Source organism: Pseudonocardia sp. HH130630-07 (assembly GCF_001698125.1).
GTDB lineage: Bacteria > Actinomycetota > Actinomycetes > Mycobacteriales > Pseudonocardiaceae > Pseudonocardia.
Map to the genome: position 1 here is coordinate 3,727,286 of NZ_CP013854.1, position 17,687 is coordinate 3,744,972.

A 17,687-nucleotide genomic window follows, 5' to 3' on the forward strand; every position below is an offset into this window, starting at 1 on the left:
GCCCTGCGGCCCGGGCTGATCGTGCTGGACGAGCCGACCAGCGCGCTGGACGTCTCGGTCCAGTCCCAGGTCCTGGACCTGCTGGCCCGGCTGCAGGCCGAGCACGCGGTCGGCTATCTCTTCGTGTCGCACAACCTCGCGGTGGTGCGCCGGGTCGCCGACCGGGTGCTCGTGCTGCGCGCCGGGGCGGTCGTGGAGGCGGCACCGGCGGCCGAGCTGTTCGCCGCGCCGCGCGCGCCCTACACCCGGCGGCTGCTCGACGCCGTCCTCGAACCGGACCCGGTGGTGGCCCGCCGCCGCCGAGCAGCGCGACGTCGTCGGCCGCGGTGGTCGCGACCACCACCCGGGGCGGCTCGGCCTGCTCGGACCACGCGCTCACCGCCCGCAGGGCCGACTCGATGTGCTCCAGGAACTCCGGGCCGCCGCCCGCGGCGTCGCCGTGCAGGATGTAGAGGCCGGGCGCGACCAGGTGCTGGATGGTCGACAGGCCCAGGGCCAGGTTCGCCGCGTACTCGCGGGCCAGCTCCACGGCCCGCGGGTCGCCGGTCGCGGCCAGGTCCGCGATGCCGTCGACCGGGCCGAGACCGAGCTGCCCGGCGCGGGTGCGCAGCCAGCCGGTGGTCGCCACCGTCTTCCAGCAGCCGCGGTTCCCGCAGCTGCAGAGCTCGCCACCGGCGCGCACCGTGATGTGCGCGCCGCTGCGCCCGCCCTGCGGCGCGATCACGTGTCCCTCGTGCAGCAGCCCGACGCCGAGGGTGTCCCCCGTGGACACCGAGGCGAAGGCGCTGCGCCCGGCGCCGAGACCGAACCAGCGGTCGCCGAGCACCTGCAGCCGGGCGTGGTGGTCGGCGAACACCGGCACCCCGAGTGCGTCGGTGAGCAGCGCGGCGATCGGGCAGCCGCGGAACCCGGGCAGGTCGTGCACGTCCCGGATCACGCCGCTGCCGTCCTCCACCAGGCCGACGCTGGCGATCCCGACCCCGCGCACCGCGGCGCCGTCGAAGCAGCGCCGGGCCGTCCCGACGACGACCGAGGTCAGCTCGCGGGTGCTCGCCGTGCGCGGGGAGCCGAACACCGCCGACCGCTCCCGCACGACCCGGCCGGTCCCGTCGACCAGCGCCGCCCGCACCCCGCCGGGCATCAGCTCGATCGCACCCAGCACCGGCGCCGTGCCGGGACGACCGGTGTCCCCGGGCGGCGTGGCCGGTGCCGCGGGCAGCGCCGCCAGGTGCCGGGCCCGCGGTGCCACCACCTGAACCACCGGACCTTCGCAGAGAGGAGTCGCGGATGACTGTACGACAGCTGACCGAGCTGACCCGGGGCCGAACCCGGGAGCTCGCCGCCGCCGGGGCGGTGGCGCTGCTCCCGATCGGCGCGGTCGAGCAGCACGGCGACCATCTCCCGATGGGCACCGACGCGCTGCTCGCCGACGCGGTGCTCGACGCCGCGCTGGCCGACCCGGACCTGCACGGGCCGGGGACCGAGTGGGTCCGGCTCCCCACCCTCGCCGTCGGGCACAGCCCGCACCACCTGTTCGCCGGGGCCGTCTCGCTGCGGCCGGAGACGCTGTCCGCGGTGCTCGCCGACGTGCTCGACTCGCTGGCGGTGACCGGCTTCGCCCGCGCGGTGCTCGTCAACGGGCACGGCGGCAACGACGAGCTGGCCCGGCTCGCCGTCAAGGCGCACACCCTCGGCCACCAGGGGACCGCCGCCGCCGCGCTGTCCTACTGGTCGGTCGTCGCCGACACCGGCGCGGCCGACGCGGAGGCCGAACGACCGGAACGCACGCCGGGGCACGCGGGCTGGTTCGAGACGTCGCTGATGCTCGCCGTCCGGCCCGATCTCGTCGGCGCCGACCGCCCGTTCGCCGCTCCGGCGCCACCCGCGCTGTTCGACGACCCGCCGCACCCCGGGATGACCACCGAGCGGCACGGCGAGTGGGCCCGGGTCGGCGGCACCACCGACGACGCCGGCGACGCCCGTGCCGACGCCGGTGCCGCACTGCTGCGCCGCCGCGGCGCCGGGCTCGCCGCCGCGCTCACCGCGTTCGACCGGGCCACCCGCAGGACCACCACCACCGGAGAAGGACTGCACGAATGCTGATCGCGTCGATCGACGTCTGGGTCGTCAACCTGCCCCTGACCAACCCGTTCACCAGCTCGTTCGAGACCAAGGTCGGGGAGACCCGGACCGTCGTCCGGATCCGCACCGACGACGGCGCCGAGGGCTGGGGCGAGACGATGTGGGGCGCCCCGGTGGCCGCGCTCGTCCGGCAGCTGGCGCCGTCGCTGGTCGGGACGAGCCCGTTCGCGCTGGAGGCGTTCCACCGCAGGCACCGGATGGTCCCGTTCATCCACGGCTACCTCGGCCACGCCGCGCTGGCCGGGCTGGACGTCGCCTGCTGGGACCTGATCGGGCGGATCACCGGGCAGTCGGTGACCGACCTGCTCGGGGGCCCGGTGCGGGACTCGGTGCCGATCACGGCGCTCGTCACCCGGGCCGACGCCCCCGGTGTGGCCCCGGCGGACCTGCCCGCCGCGCTGGCCGAGCACGCCGCGGCCGTCGTCGGGACCGGTGGGTTCACCGCGGTCAAGCTCAAGGGCACGACCGACCCGTGGGGGGACGCCGCGATCATGGCCGCGCTGCGCGAGCGGCTGCCGGCCGCCGAGCTGCGGGTCGACCCGAACGCGGCGTGGAGCGTGCCCGACTCGATCCGGGTCGGGATGCGGATGGAGGAGCTGGACCTGGAGTACCTGGAGGACCCCTGCTGGGGGATCGACGGCATGGCCCAGGTGCGGGAGAAGGTGCGGATCCCGCTGTGCACCAACATGTGCGTGGTCGCGTTCGAGGACTTCGCCCCGGCGATGCGCTCCCGCGCCGTCGACGTCGTGCACGGTGACGTCTACAAGTGGGGCGGGATCAGCGCGACCAAGGCGCTGGCCGCGCACTGCGAGACGTTCGGCCTCGGGATGAACCTGCACAGCGGTGGCGAGCTCGGGATCGCCACCGCCGCGCACCTCGCGGTCGTCGCCAGCACCCCGGTGCTGAACCGGGCCATCGACTCCATGTACTACCTGCACGACGACGACATCGTCGACCCCATCCCGCTCACCGGCGGGCGGCTGAGCGTCCCGACCGGCCCGGGGCTGGGCGTCACCGTCGACGAGGACAAGCTGGCCCACTACAGCGCGGTCAACGCCCGCGAGGGGGACCTGACCGGCTGAGCCGCCGGTCGGTCAGCCCGTGCCGAGGGTGGTGAGGACGCCGTAGTGGTCGCTGATCCAGTCCGGGTCGGCCCAGTCCCCGACGACCTCGCTGGCGGTCGTGCTCAGCTGCTGCCCGGCGCCGTCGAGGGTCAGGACGTAGTCGATCCGGTCGCGGTCGCGCTGCTCGGTGTACTGCGGATCGGTGCTCCAGGTGATGCCGGGATCGGCGGCCGGGTCGGGGTGCGCGACCCGGTAGGTGTCGGTCCAGCCGGCGTCGGCGAAGACCCGCATCGTGGGGTGGTCGTAGACGACGCCGCAGTGCTGGTCCTTCGTCGCCTCGACCCAGTCGAGGCCGGACGGGCTGTTGAAGTCGCCGAGGATCACCTGCGGCGCGTCCGACCTCGCCCAGCCGACCAGCGCCTTCGCCTGGTCGGTCTGCTTGGTCATCGACGCGTCGACCTGCTCGGGGCTCCGGCCGTCGCAGAGCTCGTAGGGGGCGTACGGGTCGTAGGACAGGTGCACGGAGTAGTACCAGACCCCGCCGACCTTGGCGCTCGCCGCCGTCGCCCCGTCGGTGAACGTCGCGGTGTCCTCCGGTGCCTCCCGGCTCAGCACCGAGACGTCGCCCTGGGTGACGGCGCTCCAGCCGCCGAGCTCGGCCGCGACGGCGTCGGAGAACGCGGTGTTTGTCTCCTGGAGCGCGACGACGTCCGCACCCTGGGTGGTGATCGTGGCGGCGACCCGCGCCGCCGGGTCGGGCTTCTGGGCCTTCGTGCCCTGGACCCACACGTTCAGGGAGAGGGCCTTCACCGTGGTCGCCGCGTGCGCGGGCGGCACGGTGGCCAGCGTCGCGGCGAACAGGGCGGACACGGCTGCGAGCAGGACGGCCGCCCGGGCCGGAGCGAGTCGTGCGGGGCTCATGGTCCTCGTCTCTTCACACTGTCGTGGCAGGGCCGGGAAAAAGTACCGACGTACGGTAACTGTGTACGGACGTACAGACCGTGGCGTGCGATGACATCGCGGTGACCGGCAGCCGTCGTCCCGGGGTGGACGCCACTCGCCGCCCGCCGTCCACCAGCGGCGACGCGTACCTCCGACGGGTGTGTCGAGCGTCACGCATTCCACAAGAGACACTTGTCCGTGCAACCGCATGGCACGGGCCGGTGCAACCGCATGGCACGGGCCGGTGCAACCGCATGGCACGGGCCGGTGTCACCGGATCGCGCGCCGGACGTCACCGGGGCGACTCGTGCGCGCCTCCTGCCCGGAACGTGGCCGGGCCACCCTGGAGGGCATGAGTGAGAGCAGCACGCGCCACGCCGATCCGCGCTGGCCGCACCCGGCGAGCGAGGCCGCCCGGTGCGACGGCCGCTACGGGCCCGGAGCCGGGGTCACGCGCGACCCCGGCACGGAGGAGCCCGGCGACTGAGTCAGGGCGCGCAGATGCCGGGGCACCGGGCCAGCCGGCCGTGGAAGGTCACCGTGGTGCCCTCCGGGCCCCGCTCGACCCGCACGTCCTCGGTCACGGCCTCGATCATGCCCAGGCCGCGCCCGCGGTAGCCGTTGTCCGCCGGGGGCTCCCGCCACGAGCCGCGGTCGGAGACCTCCAGCCGGACCCGCGGGCCGTCGGTGTCCCCGCGCAGGATGACGGTGCCGGCGGCTCCGGCTCCCGGGTAGGCGTGCTCGATGCTGTTGGACACGGCCTCGTTCACGGCGAGGACGAGATCCTGCACGGTCTCGCAGGGGCGGTCCACCCCGCAGAGCGAGGCGAGCCAGCGGCCCGCCTCGCGACGCGAGCGACCGGCCGCACCGGGATCGGCGGGCAGCTCGACGTGCAGGCTGCTGCTCATGGTGGGGACGTACCCCGTCCGGGGCCCGATGACTCATGGTGTGGGCCGGGCGATACCCGCCGGGGGAACGACGACGTTCGACGTGCGGCGCGACGGGGGCGGTCCTACCGTCGTCTTCCGATGACGATCGATCCGCACGGGCCCGGCGCCCCGGTGGGCGCACCGGAACCGTCGGAGCAGCCGGTCACCGGCCGCGACCCGGAGTACGCGCACCTCGACGCCCCGCTGCGCGCGTACGCCGCCCTGGGCCCGGACGCCCCGGAGCGGGCCGCCCTGCGCGCCCTGCTCGCCGACGGGTTCCGCCCGGTCGTCCGGCACGTCGCCGCCCGGTACCGGCACCGCGGCGAGCCGGTCGAGGACCTGGAGCAGGTGGGCGCGATCGGGCTGCTGAACGCGCTGGACCGATTCGACCCCGGGCAGGGGACGGCGTTCCTCGCCTACGCGGTCCCCACCATCACCGGGGAGATCCGCCGGCACTTCCGGGACCGCACCTGGTCGGTACGGGTGCCGCGCCGGCTCAAGGACATGCAGACCCGGATGGCCGCCGCCCAGGACGAGCTCGCCGTCCGGCTGGGCCGGGCGCCCCGGGTCTCCGAGCTCGCGGCGCACCTGGGGATCGCCCGCGAGGAGGTCATCGACATCCTGCAGGCCCAGGACTCCTACCGGGCCGACTCGCTCGACCGGATCACCGGGGCGGCCGACACCCCGCTCGGTGCGATCGTCGGGGCGCTCGACACCGACCTGGACGCGGTGGACGCCCGGGAGTCGCTGCGCCCGGCCCTGCAGTCGCTCCCGGAGCGCGAGCGCACCATCCTCATGCTGCGGTTCTTCGGCAACCAGACCCAGACCCAGATCGCCGCCCAGGTCGGGCTCTCCCAGATGCACGTGTCCCGGTTGCTGGCGCGCAGCCTCGCGACGCTGCGGGCCCGGCTCGCCGCCGGGGCCCTCGACGACCCGGCCGGTGCCCCGTCCGGGGCGAGCACCGTCACATTCCGTGTTTGACGCCGGTCCGCCCGGGAACTCCGCCCTGTTCACGTACGACACGTCCCGGTCATCCGGGCGATCCCCGTCGGCCACGGAGCCCGGACCCGGCGCCGGGGTGCTCCGCCGCACGGGGCAGGGGAGGACATCACATGGGCAAGAAGGACACGAAGAAGGCCGACAAGGCCGACAAGGCCGGCAAGGCTGCTGTCGCCAAGGCGCGCAAGGCGGAGCAGAAGGAGGCCGAGCAGGCCGTCCGCGCCGCCGCGAAGGCCGAGAAGAAGGCGAAGAAGCAGGCCGGCGAGGAGCGCGAGGCGCAGAAGGCCGCGGCGAAGGCCGAGAAGAAGGCCGCGAAGAAGGCCAAGGCCGCCCGGCTGGAGAAGGTCGCCGCCGCCGAGCGGGCCGAGAAGGCCGAGAAGAAGGCGGTCAAGGCGGCGAAGCGCAAGCTCGTCGCGGAGAAGCCGGGCACCGGCGTCGGGAAGCCGGAGACCGCTCCCGGTGAGCGCGCCGCCCGGAAGAAGGCCGCCGAGAAGAAGGCCGCCCGGATCGCCGCCGCCGTCACGCAGAAGGTGCGCAGCGACAAGCCGGTCGAGGTGCACCACACGAACTCCGTCCGGCCCTGACCCGGCCCGGGTGCCCGGCCCCGGCCGGGCACCCGCCCGCGGTCAGTCCCGGTAGACCCCGGGCCGCTTCTCCCCGAACGCCGCCACCGCCTCCTCGAGGTCGGCCGACACCAGCTGCCCGCCGTTCCAGGTGGCGATCTGGTCCAGTGAGTCGGCGACCGTGTGGTCCCGGGCGTAGGTGATCGCGTACTTGGTGCCGCGCAGCGCCAGCGGCGACTTGGCCGCCAGCTCCGCGGCGAGCGCGGCGACGCCGGTCTCCAGCTCCGCCGCGTCGGCGTACACACCGTTGACCAGGCGCAGCTCCTTCGCCTCCGCGCCGGAGACCGGGCGGCAGGTGTAGGCCAGCTCGCGGGTGACGCCCTCGCCCACGATCCGCGGCAGCCGCTGCAGCACGCCGACGTCGGCCGCGAGCCCCATGTCGACCTCCTTCAGGACGAACGACGCGTCGGCGCTGGCGTAGCGCAGGTCGCAGGCCACCGCGAGGTCCAGCCCGGCACCCAGGCAGACCCCGTGCACGGCGGCGATCACCGGGGTGCGGCAGCGCTCGATCGCGGTCAGGCACTCCTGCAGGTCCAGGATCGTGCGGCGCAGCCGGTCCGCGCCGTGTCCCGGCGACGGGTCGGCCGCCGTCCCGCGCAGCCCGCCGAGCATCGCCACGTCGATCCCGGAGCAGAAGTGCCGCCCGGTCCCGCTGATCACGACCACCCGTACGCCGGGATCGGCGTCCAGCTCCCGGACGGCGTCGCGCAGGCCGAACCACATCGCCTCGTCCAGCGCGTTCGCCGCCCCGGGGCGGTTCAGCCGCAACCGGCCGACCCCGTCCACCACCTCGACCACGATGCTCGTCGGCTCGCTCATCCGTCGCGTCCCTCCTGCGTCCGTCCCGGTCCGGGCGCGAGGCTACCGCGGAGTAACCAGGTCTGGGCGGGGCTCGGCGGACCGGTGTCTACGCTCGCCCGGTGCCCGACCTGACCAGCACCGCCAACCCCCGGGTGAAGAACCTGGTCCGGCTGCGCACCCGCCGCCACCGCGACGCCGCCGGGGTGACCCTGATCGAGGGCCGCGACGAGCTGGCACTCGCCCTGGACGCCGGGGTCGCACCCACCGAGGTCTACTGGGCCCCGGACCTCGTCGGCGACCGGGACCCGGCGGGGCTGCTGGACCGGATGCCCGGGGCCACCCGGTTCTCGGTGAGCCGTGAGGTGTTCGCCCGGATCGCCTACCGGGAGTCCCCGGACGGCTGGCTCGCCGTCGCGTCCGCCCCGGGCCGCCCGCTCGAGGAGCTGGAGCTGCGCCCCGGCCCGCTGGTGCTGGTCGCGGAGGGCATCGAGAAGCCGGGCAACGTCGGCGCGATGCTGCGCACCGCCGAGGCGTGCGGCGCCGACGCCGTCGTCATCGCGACGGCGGACCGCGCGGGCACCGACTTCGCCAACCCGAACGTGGTGCGGGCGTCGAAGGGCACGGTGTTCGCGGTCCCGGTCGCGTCGGCGACCACCGCGCAGGTGCGGGACTGGCTGCGGCGCCGGGCGATTCCGGCGTTCGTCACCACTCCGGCCGGGCGCACCGAGCTCGCCGCCGCCGACCTCACCGGGCCCGCCGCGATCGTCGTCGGCACCGAGGCGACCGGCGTGACCGACGCCTGGCTGGACGGCGGACCCGGTTCCGGGGACCGGACCGTGGTGATCCCGATGCACGGCACGGTCAACTCGCTCAACGCCTCGATCGCGGCCGCGGTCGTGCTGTTCGAGGCGGTCCGGCAGCGGGCAGCTGCCGCAGCTACGTCGCAGAGCTGACGCGGGCGGGCCCCCGGCCTGCGTAACCTCGCGGGATGCCGACCGTGCGCGACGTCGCGGTGGCGCTCGCCGTGGGCGCCGCCGCGGTCGTCGGTGCGCTGGTCGCCGACCCGTCGGAGCGCCCGTTCCTGCCGTGGGGGCCGGTCCTGATCGGGACCGCGGTGCTGCTGCTGTGCTGGCGGTCGCGGTTCCCGGTGCCGGTGCTCGCCGCGGTCATGGTGCCGACGGCCCTCTACTACTGGCTCGGCCATCCGGACGGCCCGGCGGCCCTGCTGGTCGCGCTCGCCGTCTACACCGTGGCGAGCCGGGTGAGCTGGCGGCGGGCGGTGCTGGTCGGCCTGCTCGTCGTGCTGGCCTGGACCGGTACCGAGCAGCTGATCACCGGGCTGCCGCCGCAGCTGCACCTCGACCACTACTCGTGGATCGTGGTCACCGTCGCGCTCGGCGTCGCCGTCGGGGCGGTCCGCCGCGCCGCCGAGGCGTCCGCCGGACGCGCCGAGGAGCGGCTGGCCCGGCGGGTGGAGCAGGAACGGCTGCGGATCGCGCGCGACGTGCACGACGTCGTCTCGCACAGCCTGTCGATGATCGTCGTGCAGGCCGGGGTCGGTGCGCACGTGGCGGCCCACCGCCCGGAGGAGGCGGTCGCGTCGCTGGAGCGGATCCGCGACGCCGGGACCGACGCGCTGCGCGAGCTGCGCGGCACGCTGGCGCTGCTGCGCGAGCTCGGGACCGATCCCGGCCCGGCCGGGCGGCCCGGTCTCGCCCGCCTCGACGAGGTCGTCCGCGCCGGCCGGGCCGCGGGGGTCACGGTGACCGTCTCCGGCGATCCCGGGCCGCTGCCGCCGGAGCCGGACCGCACCGTGTTCGCGCTCGTCCGCGAGGCGGTCACGAACACCGTCCGGCACGCCTGCGGGGCCACCCGGGTGCAGGTGCTGCTGGACCGCGACGCGGAGCGGCTGCGGATCCGGGTCGACGACGACGGCGCGCCCGGCCCGGAGCCCGGCGGCGGCCGCGCCCGCCCGCCGGGCCAGGGGCTGCGCGGCCTCACCGAACGCGTCGAGTCCCTCGGCGGCACCCTGACCGCCACCCCGCACCCCGGAGGCTTCGCCCTGCACGCCGTCCTCCCGCTCGACGCACCCGGCCCGGCGAGCGGCGGGGCGCAACGGTGAGCGCCGCGACGGCCGAGGTGCGGGTGCTGCTCGTCGACGACCAGCCGTTGATCCGGGCCGGGCTGCGGGTGCTGCTGGAGACCGAGGACGGCTACGCGGTCGCCGGCGAGGCGGGCGATGGCGCCGAGGCGGTCCGGCAGGCCCGCGACACCCGGCCGGACGTGGTGCTCATGGACGTCCGCATGCCCGGCACCGACGGCCTGGACGCGCTCGCCGCGATCACCGCCGACCCGGAGCTCGGCGGGACCCGGGTGATCGTCCTGACCACCTTCGACCTCGACGAGTACGTGTACCGGGCGCTGCGGTCGGGCGCGAGCGGCTTCCTGCTCAAGGACACCGAGCCCGCGGTGCTGCTGCGCGCGATCGACCTCGTGCACGCGGGGGAGGCGCTGCTGGCGCCGACGGTCACCCGGCGGCTGATCGGGGAGTTCGCCCGGCAACGGCCGGCGCTGCCGGACGCGCCGCCGGAGCCCGGCCGCCTCGCCGTGCTCACCCCGCGCGAGCGCGAGGTGCTGGCCCTGGTCGGGCGCGGGCACACCAACCCCGAGATCGCCGCCCAGCTCGTGATCAGCCCGGCGACCGCGCGCACCCACGTCGGGCGCCTGCTCACCAAGCTGGCGGCCCGGGACCGGGTGCAGCTGGTCCTCATCGCCCACGAGGCCGGTCTCGGGGTCCTACGTCGAGAGGCGTAACCGCGGTTGACGTCGCTGCGCCGACGCGCCGGCACCGGTTCCCCGGCCAGGCTCGTGGCCATGAGCGCAGCGGTCACCCGGCGGAGCTTCCTGGCCACGACGCTGGCCGGCGCCGGGCTCGCCGCCGGCGGCGTGCTGCTGCAGACCCGCACGGTCGCACCGGAGTCGGCGCCGCGCCCGGCACCGGTGCCCCGCCCGCTGGCGATCCCGCCGCAGGCCCGGTCCACCGTGGACGGCGGCGTGCGCGTCTTCCGGATCACCGCCGCGCCGGGGACGAGCGACCTGTTCCCCGGGACACCCACCCCGACCTGGGGCTACGACGGGGCGTTCGGTGGCCCGACGCTGCGCGCCGCCCGTGGCGAACGGGTGCGGGTGCACGTCGTCAACGCGCTCCCGGAGCCGACGACGACGCACTGGCACGGCATGGCGCTGCCCGCGGTGCACGACGGCGGCCCGCACCGGCCGATCGCCCCCGGCACCACCTGGAGTCCGGAGTGGACGATCGACCAGCCGGCGGCGACGCTCTGGTACCACCCGCACCCGCACGGGCTGACCGGACGGCACCTGCACCGCGGGCTCGCCGGGCTGTTCCTCCTCGACGACGGGTCCGGCCCCACGACCGCCCTGCCGCACCGCTACGGCGTCGACGACGTGCCGGTGATGGTCACCGACCGGGTCGTCACCGGTGACGGCGCGTTCGACGAGACCCGGCGCAACGCCCACGGGCTGCTCGGCGACGTCCTGCTGTTCAACGGCACCGTCGCGCCGTACCTGACGGCGACGACGGCCCGGATCCGGCTCCGGCTGCTCAACGCCTCCCCGGCGCGCTGCTACCGGTTCGCCCGCTCCGACGGACGCCCGCTGGTGCTCGTCGGCACCGACGCCGGGTCGCTCCCGGCGCCGCAGCCGGTGCCCGACGTGCTGCTCACCCCGGGCGAGCGGGCCGAGGTGCTGCTCGACCTGGAGCCCGGACGACGCGTCGTCCTGCGCTCGCTGCCCCAGGACCTGGGCGCGGTGTCCGGCACCGAGCGCACGATCGGCGCGCTCGACACCCTCGACGTGCTGCAGATCCGCCCGGCCGCCGTGCTCGAACCGGCGCCGCCGCTGCCGGACACGCTGCCGCACGAGCCCGCGCCGGAGCCACCACCCGGCGCGACCGTGCGGCGGGTCGAGCTCGGCAACGACGTCCTGAACGGGAGAGCGATGGACCTGACCCGGATCGACGAGGTCGTCCCGGCCGGTGCGACGGAGGTGTGGGAGATCGCGAACGTGCACTCCCGGCCGCACAACCTGCACCTGCACGACGCCCGCGGCCAGGTGCTCACCGCCGCCGGCCGGCCGGTCCCGCCGGAGCGGCGGTGCTGGAAGGACACGGTGTACGTGCCGCCCCGGACCACGACCAGGGTGCTGTTCCGGTTCGGCCGCCATCCCGATCCGGCGGCGCCGTACATGTTCCACTGCCACCTGAACCGGCACGAGGACCAGGGGATGATGGGCCAGTTCGTCGTGGTGGCGCCGGGCACCACCGACGTGCCGCGGACGATCCCCGCACCGTCCGGTGGCGGGCATGCGTAGGTCTGCGGCCGCCGTCCCGTTCCGGGTCTGGGCGGTGCTGCACGCCGGGTTCGCGCTGGCCCAGGTCGGCGCCGCCGGTGCCCTGCTCGACGCGCTCGACCTGGCGCTGGAGGTGCACGGCGGGATCGGCGACTCGCTGATCCTGCTCGCCATGGTGCAGGCGGTGCTGGCCGTGCCGGCGGCGTGGCCCGGCCGGATGCCGGTGTGGCCGCTGGCCGTCAGCGTCGTGCTCGTCGTCGCCGACACCGCCCAGGTCGCCGTCGGGCACGCCGGGCTGCTGTCGGTGCACGTGCCGCTCGGCGTCCTGATCGTGGTCGCCCAGGTCGCGGTGGCCGTGCGCGCGGTACTGCCCGCACGGCCCGCCGCGGACCAGGTGGCACCGGCCGCCGGGTCGCTCAGGCGGTGAGCTCGGCGCGCAGCCGCTTCTTGTCGGTCTTGCCGATCCCGGTGAGCGGCAGCTCCGCGACGAAGCTGATCGAGCGCGGTACGTACATCGCCCCGGCCCGGTCGGCGACCAGCCCGCCGAGCTCGTCGCACGTCGGTGCCGGGCTGCCCGCCACCACGGCCGCGTGCACGACCTCGGTGCCGTCGCCGTCCGGGACGCCGAAGACCGCGGCCTGGCGCACGCCGGGGTGCTCCATCAGCGTGTCCTCCAGCTCCGAGGTGTACACGTGCCCGCCGACGACGATGACCATGTCCTTCACCCGGTCGACCAGGTGCAGGTAGCCGTCGTCGTCGAGCCAGGCGACGTCGCCGGTACGGACCCAGCCGTCGACGATCGTCTCCGCGGTCAGCTCCGGCTGCTTCCAGTAGCCGTCCATCTCGGCGCCGGTGCGCACCCACAGCTCGCCGCGGACGCCGGTGCCGGCCCGGGCGCCGTCCGGGCCGGTGATGGCGATCTCGGTGCTCGGCACGACCCGGCCCACCGTGCCGAGGAGCTCCGGCCGGGTGTGGTCGGCCGGGGTGAGGACGCTGACGCCGCCCGCCTCGGTCTGGCCGTAGAACTGCAGCAGCACCGGCCCGATCCGCCGGTGCGCCTCGGCGATCCGGCGCGGGTTGGCCGGCGCGCCGCCGTAGAACAGCGTCCGCAGCGACGACAGGTCGGTCCGGTCCAGGCCGGGGTGGTCCAGGACCCGGTAGAGCAGCGGCGGGAGCAGCATGGTGTGGGTGATCCGCTCGCGCTCGACGGCGGCCAGCCAGGCCCCGGCGTCGAACCGCTCCAGCAGGACCACGGTGCCGCCGCCGGCGAGCATCCGGTCACCGAGCGCGCCGCCGGCGTGCGCGACGGGCGTGGCGACGAGCATCCGCGGCGGCCCGGACTCCCCGGCCGTGTCGGTGCCGAACGAGCCCATCGACCGGCGCATCGCGGCCGCCCGGACGTGGTGGCCGAAGGTGTAGGTGATCCCCTTCGGGTGCCCGGTGGTGCCACCGGTGTGCCGGATCTGCTCGACGTCCGAGAGCCGGGCCCGGCCGGTGATCGGCGCGGTGGACGCGTGCTCCGCCGCGGCCAGCACGTCGGTCCGCCCGGGCAGCGTGCCGAGCCCCAGCACCTGCACCGGGGCGGCGTGGGTGAGCACCGCCTCGGCCTGCTCCGCCTGCGCGGCGTCGGCGAGGACCAGGACGGCATCGACGTCGTCGACGATCCGGGCCTGGGCCGCCGCCGACAGTCCCTCGTGCGGCTGGGTGATCCCGGCCCCCAGCAGGTTGACCGCGTAGCGCGCCACGAGCGCCTCGGGGCTGTTCCCGGCCAGCAGCGCGACGACGTCACCGGGGCCCACCCGGTCGTCCAGCGTGTGCGCGAGCCGGTGGACGGCGTCGGCGATCCCGCCCGCCGTCAGCCGCCGCTCGCCGAACACCAGCGCCTCGCGGCCGGGGTCGGCCGCCAGCGCCGCCAGCAGTTCCTCGACGTCGGTGCGTGCACCGGTCCCCATCGTTCCTCCCGTGTCCGTCCGACGGTTGTGTTGCTTCATGCAACGATCAACTCGGGAGGGTCGTTCCCGCCGGTGACATGACCGACACCGCGCGTCGTGCTCCTCGGGTCAGGCGGCCAGTGCGAGGTCCCGGCGCCGCTCGACCCGCTCCAGGCGCACCGCGGCGGCCAGCGCCACCAGGCCCAGCAGCGGCAGGACGGTCGCCGCGGCGGCCGGCGAGGTCCAGCCCCAGCCCGCGGCGAGCACCGCACCGCCCAGGGCGGCGCCGAGGGCGTTCGCCACGTTGAACGCGGCGTGGTGCAGGGTCGCGCCGAGCGTCGGTCCCTCGCGGCCGGCGTCCATCAGCCGGGTGGCCAGCGCGGGGGTCGTCGCGGTCGTCGTGAAGGCCAGTGCGAACAGCGCGAGCAGGGCGAGCACCGGCGACGACGCGGTCACCGCGAACACCGCCATCGACACCGCGGCGGCACCGAGCCCGACGGCGATAGTGCGCACCGGCGCCCGCTCGGCCAATCGCCCGCCCACCTGGTTGCCCAGCGTCATACCGAGGCCGAACACCGCCAGCGCAAGCGGCACCGCGGCCGCGGCGAGCCCGGACACCTCGGTGAGTACCGGGGTCACGTAGCTGTACACGGCGAACGAGCCGCCGAAGCCGGTCGCGATGACCGCCATCGTGATCCACACCTGGCCGCGGCGCAGCGCCGAGAGCTCGCCGAGCAGCGAGCCGCGGCGCTCGTCGCGCACGTCCGGCACCAGCCGCCACACCGCCGCCGCCGTGACCAGGGCGATCACGCCGGTGGCGAGGTAGGCCGCCGGCCAGCCCAGTGCCTGGCCCAGCCAGGTCGCGCCGGGGACCCCGACGATGTTGGCGATCATCAGCCCGCTCATCACGGTCGCGATGGCCCGCGGGCGTCGCTCCCGGGGTACCAGCGACGCGGCCAGCACCGACGCCGTGCCGAAGTAGGCGCCGTGCGGCAGCCCGGCGAGGAACCGGGTGGCGACGAACGTGCCGAACGTCGGGGCGAACGCCGAGGCGAGGTTGGCGACGGCCAGCGCACCGGCCAGTGCCAGCACCAGGCGCTTGCGCGGCCACCGGGCACCGAGGACGGCGAGTACCGGCGCCCCGACGACGACGCCGAGCGCGTAGGCGCTGATCGCGGTACCGGCCTGCGGGACGGTCGCGCCGAGGTCGGCGGCGAAGTCCGGCAGCAGCCCCATCGAGGCGAACTCGGTGGTGCCGATCGCGAGCCCGCCGAGCGCCAGTGCGAACAGCGCCGGACCGGGCCCGCGGCCGGACCCGGTGGAGGTGGGAGAGTGGGTGTCGCGTAAAGACATGTTTTTCATCGCGATACGAGGATAAGAAGAGCGGGCCTGGAGGTGTCAAACCCGATGACTGCGTTGTCGGCCGACTCACGTCCCGGACGGGCCGAGACCGACCGGTGGCGGGCGACCGCGGAGGCGCTGCGCGAGGTCCGCGACGAGCCCGGGCTGACCAGGGTCGAGCTGGCCCGGCGGCTCCGCCTGGCCAGCGGGTCGGCCACCGAGATCGCCGGGCGGTTGCGCGACCTCGGCTGGGTCGTCGAGGAACGGGCGCCCTGCGGCGGCCGCGGCCGGCCCACCACCCGGCTGGTGCCGGCCCCGGACGGGCCGGTGGTCGTGGCGGTCGACGTGCAGGTCGTCGACTGGGAGGCCGCCCTCTGCGGGCTGGACGGCGTCCCCGTCGCGGTCCGGTCCGGCCGACACGCCCGGCGGTCCGCGGACGCGGTGGTCGCCGAGCTGGACGCCGTGGTCGGCGAGCTGGTCGCCGGGTCCGGCGGGCCCGTCGTCGCGATCGGGGTCGCGGTCGCGGCCACGGTCGTCGACGAGCACCTGGCGCAGGCCGGTGGGCAGGGATGGAGCCCGCTCGACGTCCGGCGGATCGGCTCCGGGCTCGACCTCCCGGTGCTCGTCGGCAACGACGCGAACCTGGCCGGGGTGGCCGAGGTCCGGTCCGGCGCCGCCGCGGGCGCGCGCACGGCACTGTTCCTCACCCTGGAGGGCGGGATCGGCGGGGCGCTGCTGCTCGACGGCCGTCCGCTGGCCGGTGCCCGCGGCGCGGGCGGGGAGTTCGGGCACCTCCCGTTCGGTGACCCGTCGATCCAGTGCGACTGCGGTGCCTGGGGGTGCTGGCACAACGGCGTCAACGGGTGGGCGCTGGCCCGGATGCTCGACGAGCCGCCGCCCGAGGACCCGCGGCACTACTCCGAGCAGGTGCTGGCCCGTGCGGTCGCCGGGGAGCCGGCCGCGGTGGCGGCGGTCGCGTCGGCCTCGGCTGCGCTCGCGCGGGGGACGGCCGGCCTGGTGAACGCGCACGATCCCGAGGTCGTCGTGCTCGGCGGGCTCGGCCCGAGCGTGCGGGCCGCGGCGCCGCGGGCCTTCGCCGACGCCTACGGGGCCGGGCTGATGGCCTTCCGCCGCGCCGATCCGCCGCCCGTCCGGGACGCCGGGTACGCCACCGACGGCGCGCTGCGCGGCGCCGCGGCGATCGCGCTCGACCACGCGACCTCGGCGGTGGGGCTGGCGGCCCGGGCCGGCTGAAACCGGCATGATCTCCACGCTGCATTCGGGGGCGGAAAAGTGTACCTTTCCCTCACATTCTCGGAAGGGGCACGGAAAATGATCATCCTCGGAGTGATCCTCCTGCTGGTCGGCTACTTCACGAGCATTCAGCTCCTGTACTACTTGGGCGGCCTGCTCGTGATCATCGGTGTCATCCTGTTCATCCTGGGGGCGGTCGGCCGGCCGGTGGGCGGCCGGAAAGCCTGGTTCTGACCAGGCGGACGACGTCGGTCCGCCGGTACGACGCCCGGCTGCGGCCCCGGGGTCACCCCGGGGCCGCACCCGTGTCCGGAGAAACCGGCTGATTCGTGTTTCGACCGGATCCGGATGGGTACCAACCACATTCTCCGGCGCCATTCACCGCTCGCCCGCGCCGGGTCCGTTTCGGCGCGCCGGGGCGTGGCCGTTGTGCCGCACCGCTTTCGTCCGACAATGAGCCTTTTTCAACCTGCCGTTCCGGCAGCTCAGGGGCCTGGTTGTGTGGGTGCAGACGCCGAGCTGGCGAGCCGGTGACCTGTGCAGCTGTGGTCAGAGCAGTTGCGCTGCAACCTTCGCGATCTCCTGACGCAGAAGCTCGCTGGTCAGGTTGAAAAAGGCTCAATGGGCGGCGCCGGGGCGATCCGGCGTTCGTCGTAGGCTCGTCCCGTGATCGCCCTCCGACGTCGTGCCGCCACCATCGTCGGGTCCGGCGCGCTCGTCGTGCTCCTCGCCGGGTGCGGTGACCTGCCCGCCCCGCTGACCCAGGGACCCGCCGGCGCCGCGCCGGTGGACGGGCTCGCCCGGGTCGTCGATCTCGCGGCCGAGCGGACCGTGCTGTCCGACCGGGTCGCCGCGGCCAAGGCGGAGTCCGGCGGACCGGTGACCGACCCGGCCCGGGAGAAGGTCGTCCTCGACGACGCCCGTGCCGACGCCGCCCGCGACGGCGTCGACCCGGAGTGGGCCGCCCGGGTGTTCGCCGACCAGATCGCGGCGAGCACCCAGGTGCAGAACGAGCTGCTCCGCCGGTGGGCCGACCGGCCGGACACCCGTCCGGCCCCGGCTGATCTCGCCGCGGTCCGGCCGGAGCTGGACCGGGTCGGCGACGAGCTGATCGCCGCGCTGAAGCTGGCCACCCCGGCCCGGACCCACGACGACTGCCCGTCGGCGCTGGCGCAGGCCGCCGTCGCGACGGCGGAACCCCTCGACGACGTGCACCGGGCGGCCCTGGGCCGGGCCCTCATGTCGATCTGCGGCTGACCCGGAGCGGTCCCGGACGCCCGGTGGTCTTGCGTA

General features: G+C 75.5%; 18 protein-coding genes and 1 pseudogene. 13 read left to right on the forward strand and 6 right to left on the reverse strand.

The features are described from left to right. Positions 1–358: 358 nt before the first annotated feature. Positions 359–1,141, reverse strand: a pseudogene (locus tag AFB00_RS34955) (ROK family protein); the annotation flags it as partial. A 146-nt stretch (positions 1,142–1,287) separates the two neighbouring features. On the opposite strand from AFB00_RS34955, the gene AFB00_RS17720 reads away from it, so the two are divergent. Both AFB00_RS17720 and AFB00_RS17725 read left to right on the forward strand, forming a co-directional pair. Continuing rightward, entirely contained in the window at positions 1,288–2,103 is an 816-nt protein-coding gene (locus AFB00_RS17720) for a creatininase family protein (protein WP_068798163.1), read from the forward strand. After that, positions 2,097–3,224: a mandelate racemase/muconate lactonizing enzyme family protein gene (locus AFB00_RS17725; protein WP_068798164.1), complete on the forward strand. Its 1,128-nt coding sequence runs from the start codon at positions 2,097–2,099 to the stop codon at positions 3,222–3,224. Before AFB00_RS17720 ends, AFB00_RS17725 begins: the two co-directional genes overlap by 7 nt. A 12-nt stretch (positions 3,225–3,236) precedes the next feature. Here AFB00_RS17725 and AFB00_RS17730 read toward each other — a convergent pair whose 3' ends face one another. Continuing rightward, positions 3,237–4,127 carry an endonuclease/exonuclease/phosphatase family protein gene (locus AFB00_RS17730; RefSeq protein ID WP_068798165.1) on the reverse strand — a complete coding sequence of 297 codons (891 nt, stop codon included), beginning with the start codon at positions 4,125–4,127 and terminating at the stop codon, positions 3,237–3,239. A gap of 373 nt (positions 4,128–4,500) precedes the next feature. On the opposite strand from AFB00_RS17730, the gene AFB00_RS35510 reads away from it, so the two are divergent. Next, on the forward strand, positions 4,501–4,635 hold the full coding sequence (locus AFB00_RS35510; RefSeq protein WP_257785236.1) for a hypothetical protein: 135 nt from the start codon (positions 4,501–4,503) through the stop codon (positions 4,633–4,635). A gap of 1 nt (position 4,636) precedes the next feature. Here AFB00_RS35510 and AFB00_RS17740 read toward each other — a convergent pair whose 3' ends face one another. Then, on the reverse strand, positions 4,637–5,056 hold the full coding sequence (locus AFB00_RS17740) for an ATP-binding protein (RefSeq protein WP_068798167.1): 420 nt from the start codon (positions 5,054–5,056) through the stop codon (positions 4,637–4,639). Positions 5,057–5,176: 120 nt separating this feature from the next. On the opposite strand from AFB00_RS17740, the gene AFB00_RS17745 reads away from it, so the two are divergent. Next, positions 5,177–6,058, forward strand: coding sequence for a SigB/SigF/SigG family RNA polymerase sigma factor (locus tag AFB00_RS17745; protein ID WP_068798168.1), 882 nt, complete (start codon positions 5,177–5,179; stop codon positions 6,056–6,058). A gap of 131 nt (positions 6,059–6,189) precedes the next feature. After that, on the forward strand, positions 6,190–6,660 hold the full coding sequence (locus AFB00_RS17750) for a hypothetical protein (RefSeq protein ID WP_068798169.1): 471 nt from the start codon (positions 6,190–6,192) through the stop codon (positions 6,658–6,660). A 42-nt stretch (positions 6,661–6,702) separates the two neighbouring features. Here the strand turns inward: AFB00_RS17750 and AFB00_RS17755 are convergent, their stop codons facing one another. Next, positions 6,703–7,518 carry a crotonase/enoyl-CoA hydratase family protein gene (locus AFB00_RS17755; RefSeq protein ID WP_068798170.1) on the reverse strand — a complete coding sequence of 272 codons (816 nt, stop codon included), beginning with the start codon at positions 7,516–7,518 and terminating at the stop codon, positions 6,703–6,705. Positions 7,519–7,619: 101 nt separating this feature from the next. Between AFB00_RS17755 and AFB00_RS17760 the strand changes: the two genes are divergently transcribed. The 5 genes from AFB00_RS17760 to AFB00_RS17780 are packed head-to-tail and all read left to right on the forward strand — an operon-like array spanning position 7,620 to position 12,295. Further along, positions 7,620–8,453, forward strand: coding sequence for a TrmH family RNA methyltransferase (locus tag AFB00_RS17760; protein ID WP_068798171.1), 834 nt, complete (start codon positions 7,620–7,622; stop codon positions 8,451–8,453). A gap of 35 nt (positions 8,454–8,488) precedes the next feature. Next, on the forward strand, positions 8,489–9,622 hold the full coding sequence (locus AFB00_RS17765) for a sensor histidine kinase (protein WP_068798172.1): 1,134 nt from the start codon (positions 8,489–8,491) through the stop codon (positions 9,620–9,622). Continuing rightward, complete coding sequence (locus AFB00_RS17770; RefSeq protein WP_156819611.1) at positions 9,619–10,314, forward strand: response regulator; 696 nt, start codon at positions 9,619–9,621, stop codon at positions 10,312–10,314. Before AFB00_RS17765 ends, AFB00_RS17770 begins: the two co-directional genes overlap by 4 nt. Positions 10,315–10,374: 60 nt before the next feature. Beyond that, positions 10,375–11,889: a multicopper oxidase family protein gene (locus AFB00_RS17775; protein WP_068798173.1), complete on the forward strand. Its 1,515-nt coding sequence runs from the start codon at positions 10,375–10,377 to the stop codon at positions 11,887–11,889. Further along, positions 11,882–12,295, forward strand: coding sequence for a hypothetical protein (locus AFB00_RS17780; RefSeq protein WP_156819612.1), 414 nt, complete (start codon positions 11,882–11,884; stop codon positions 12,293–12,295). The genes AFB00_RS17775 and AFB00_RS17780 overlap by 8 nt, the downstream gene beginning before the upstream one ends. Here the strand turns inward: AFB00_RS17780 and AFB00_RS17785 are convergent. Beyond that, positions 12,285–13,820 (reverse strand): AMP-binding protein, encoded by a 1,536-nt coding sequence (locus AFB00_RS17785; protein ID WP_068798175.1) that lies wholly within the window; start codon positions 13,818–13,820, stop codon positions 12,285–12,287. The two genes, AFB00_RS17780 and AFB00_RS17785, sit on opposite strands and share 11 nt — an antisense overlap. Before the next feature lie 108 nt (positions 13,821–13,928). Continuing rightward, positions 13,929–15,152: an MFS transporter gene (locus tag AFB00_RS17790; RefSeq protein WP_068798176.1), complete on the reverse strand. Its 1,224-nt coding sequence runs from the start codon at positions 15,150–15,152 to the stop codon at positions 13,929–13,931. 54 nt (positions 15,153–15,206) lie between these two features. Between AFB00_RS17790 and AFB00_RS17795 the strand changes: the two genes are divergently transcribed. The 3 genes from AFB00_RS17795 (at position 15,207) to aroQ (ending at position 17,651) form a co-directional block, all read left to right on the forward strand. Further along, positions 15,207–16,394, forward strand: a complete 1,188-nt coding sequence (locus tag AFB00_RS17795) for an ROK family transcriptional regulator (RefSeq protein WP_083275610.1) — start codon at positions 15,207–15,209, stop codon at positions 16,392–16,394. 93 nt (positions 16,395–16,487) lie between these two features. Further along, entirely contained in the window at positions 16,488–16,628 is a 141-nt protein-coding gene (locus AFB00_RS34125; RefSeq protein WP_197520011.1) for a hypothetical protein, read from the forward strand. Positions 16,629–17,060: 432 nt separating this feature from the next. Beyond that, a complete protein-coding gene (gene aroQ / locus AFB00_RS17805; protein WP_083275611.1) occupies positions 17,061–17,651 on the forward strand; it encodes a gamma subclass chorismate mutase AroQ in 591 nt (196 codons plus the stop codon). Positions 17,652–17,687 lie beyond the last annotated feature (36 nt).

What these genes read in the sequence shown, in the direction of transcription:
- AFB00_RS17730 (WP_068798165.1), bottom strand. Translation starts at nt 4,127, where the DNA reads ATGAGCCCCGCACGACTCGCTCCGGCCCGGGCGGCCGTCCTGCTCGCA.
- AFB00_RS17765 (WP_068798172.1), top strand. Translation starts at nt 8,489, where the DNA reads ATGCCGACCGTGCGCGACGTCGCGGTGGCGCTCGCCGTGGGCGCCGCC.
- AFB00_RS17720 (WP_068798163.1), top strand. Translation starts at nt 1,288, where the DNA reads ATGACTGTACGACAGCTGACCGAGCTGACCCGGGGCCGAACCCGGGAG.
- AFB00_RS35510 (WP_257785236.1), top strand. Translation starts at nt 4,501, where the DNA reads ATGAGTGAGAGCAGCACGCGCCACGCCGATCCGCGCTGGCCGCACCCG.
- AFB00_RS17725 (WP_068798164.1), top strand. Translation starts at nt 2,097, where the DNA reads ATGCTGATCGCGTCGATCGACGTCTGGGTCGTCAACCTGCCCCTGACC.
- AFB00_RS17775 (WP_068798173.1), top strand. Translation starts at nt 10,375, where the DNA reads ATGAGCGCAGCGGTCACCCGGCGGAGCTTCCTGGCCACGACGCTGGCC.
- AFB00_RS17790 (WP_068798176.1), bottom strand. Translation starts at nt 15,152, where the DNA reads ATGTCTTTACGCGACACCCACTCTCCCACCTCCACCGGGTCCGGCCGC.
- AFB00_RS17780 (WP_156819612.1), top strand. Translation starts at nt 11,882, where the DNA reads ATGCGTAGGTCTGCGGCCGCCGTCCCGTTCCGGGTCTGGGCGGTGCTG.
- AFB00_RS17785 (WP_068798175.1), bottom strand. Translation starts at nt 13,820, where the DNA reads ATGGGGACCGGTGCACGCACCGACGTCGAGGAACTGCTGGCGGCGCTG.
- AFB00_RS17750 (WP_068798169.1), top strand. Translation starts at nt 6,190, where the DNA reads ATGGGCAAGAAGGACACGAAGAAGGCCGACAAGGCCGACAAGGCCGGC.
- AFB00_RS17795 (WP_083275610.1), top strand. Translation starts at nt 15,207, where the DNA reads ATGACTGCGTTGTCGGCCGACTCACGTCCCGGACGGGCCGAGACCGAC.
- AFB00_RS17745 (WP_068798168.1), top strand. Translation starts at nt 5,177, where the DNA reads ATGACGATCGATCCGCACGGGCCCGGCGCCCCGGTGGGCGCACCGGAA.
- AFB00_RS17740 (WP_068798167.1), bottom strand. Translation starts at nt 5,056, where the DNA reads ATGAGCAGCAGCCTGCACGTCGAGCTGCCCGCCGATCCCGGTGCGGCC.
- AFB00_RS17755 (WP_068798170.1), bottom strand. Translation starts at nt 7,518, where the DNA reads ATGAGCGAGCCGACGAGCATCGTGGTCGAGGTGGTGGACGGGGTCGGC.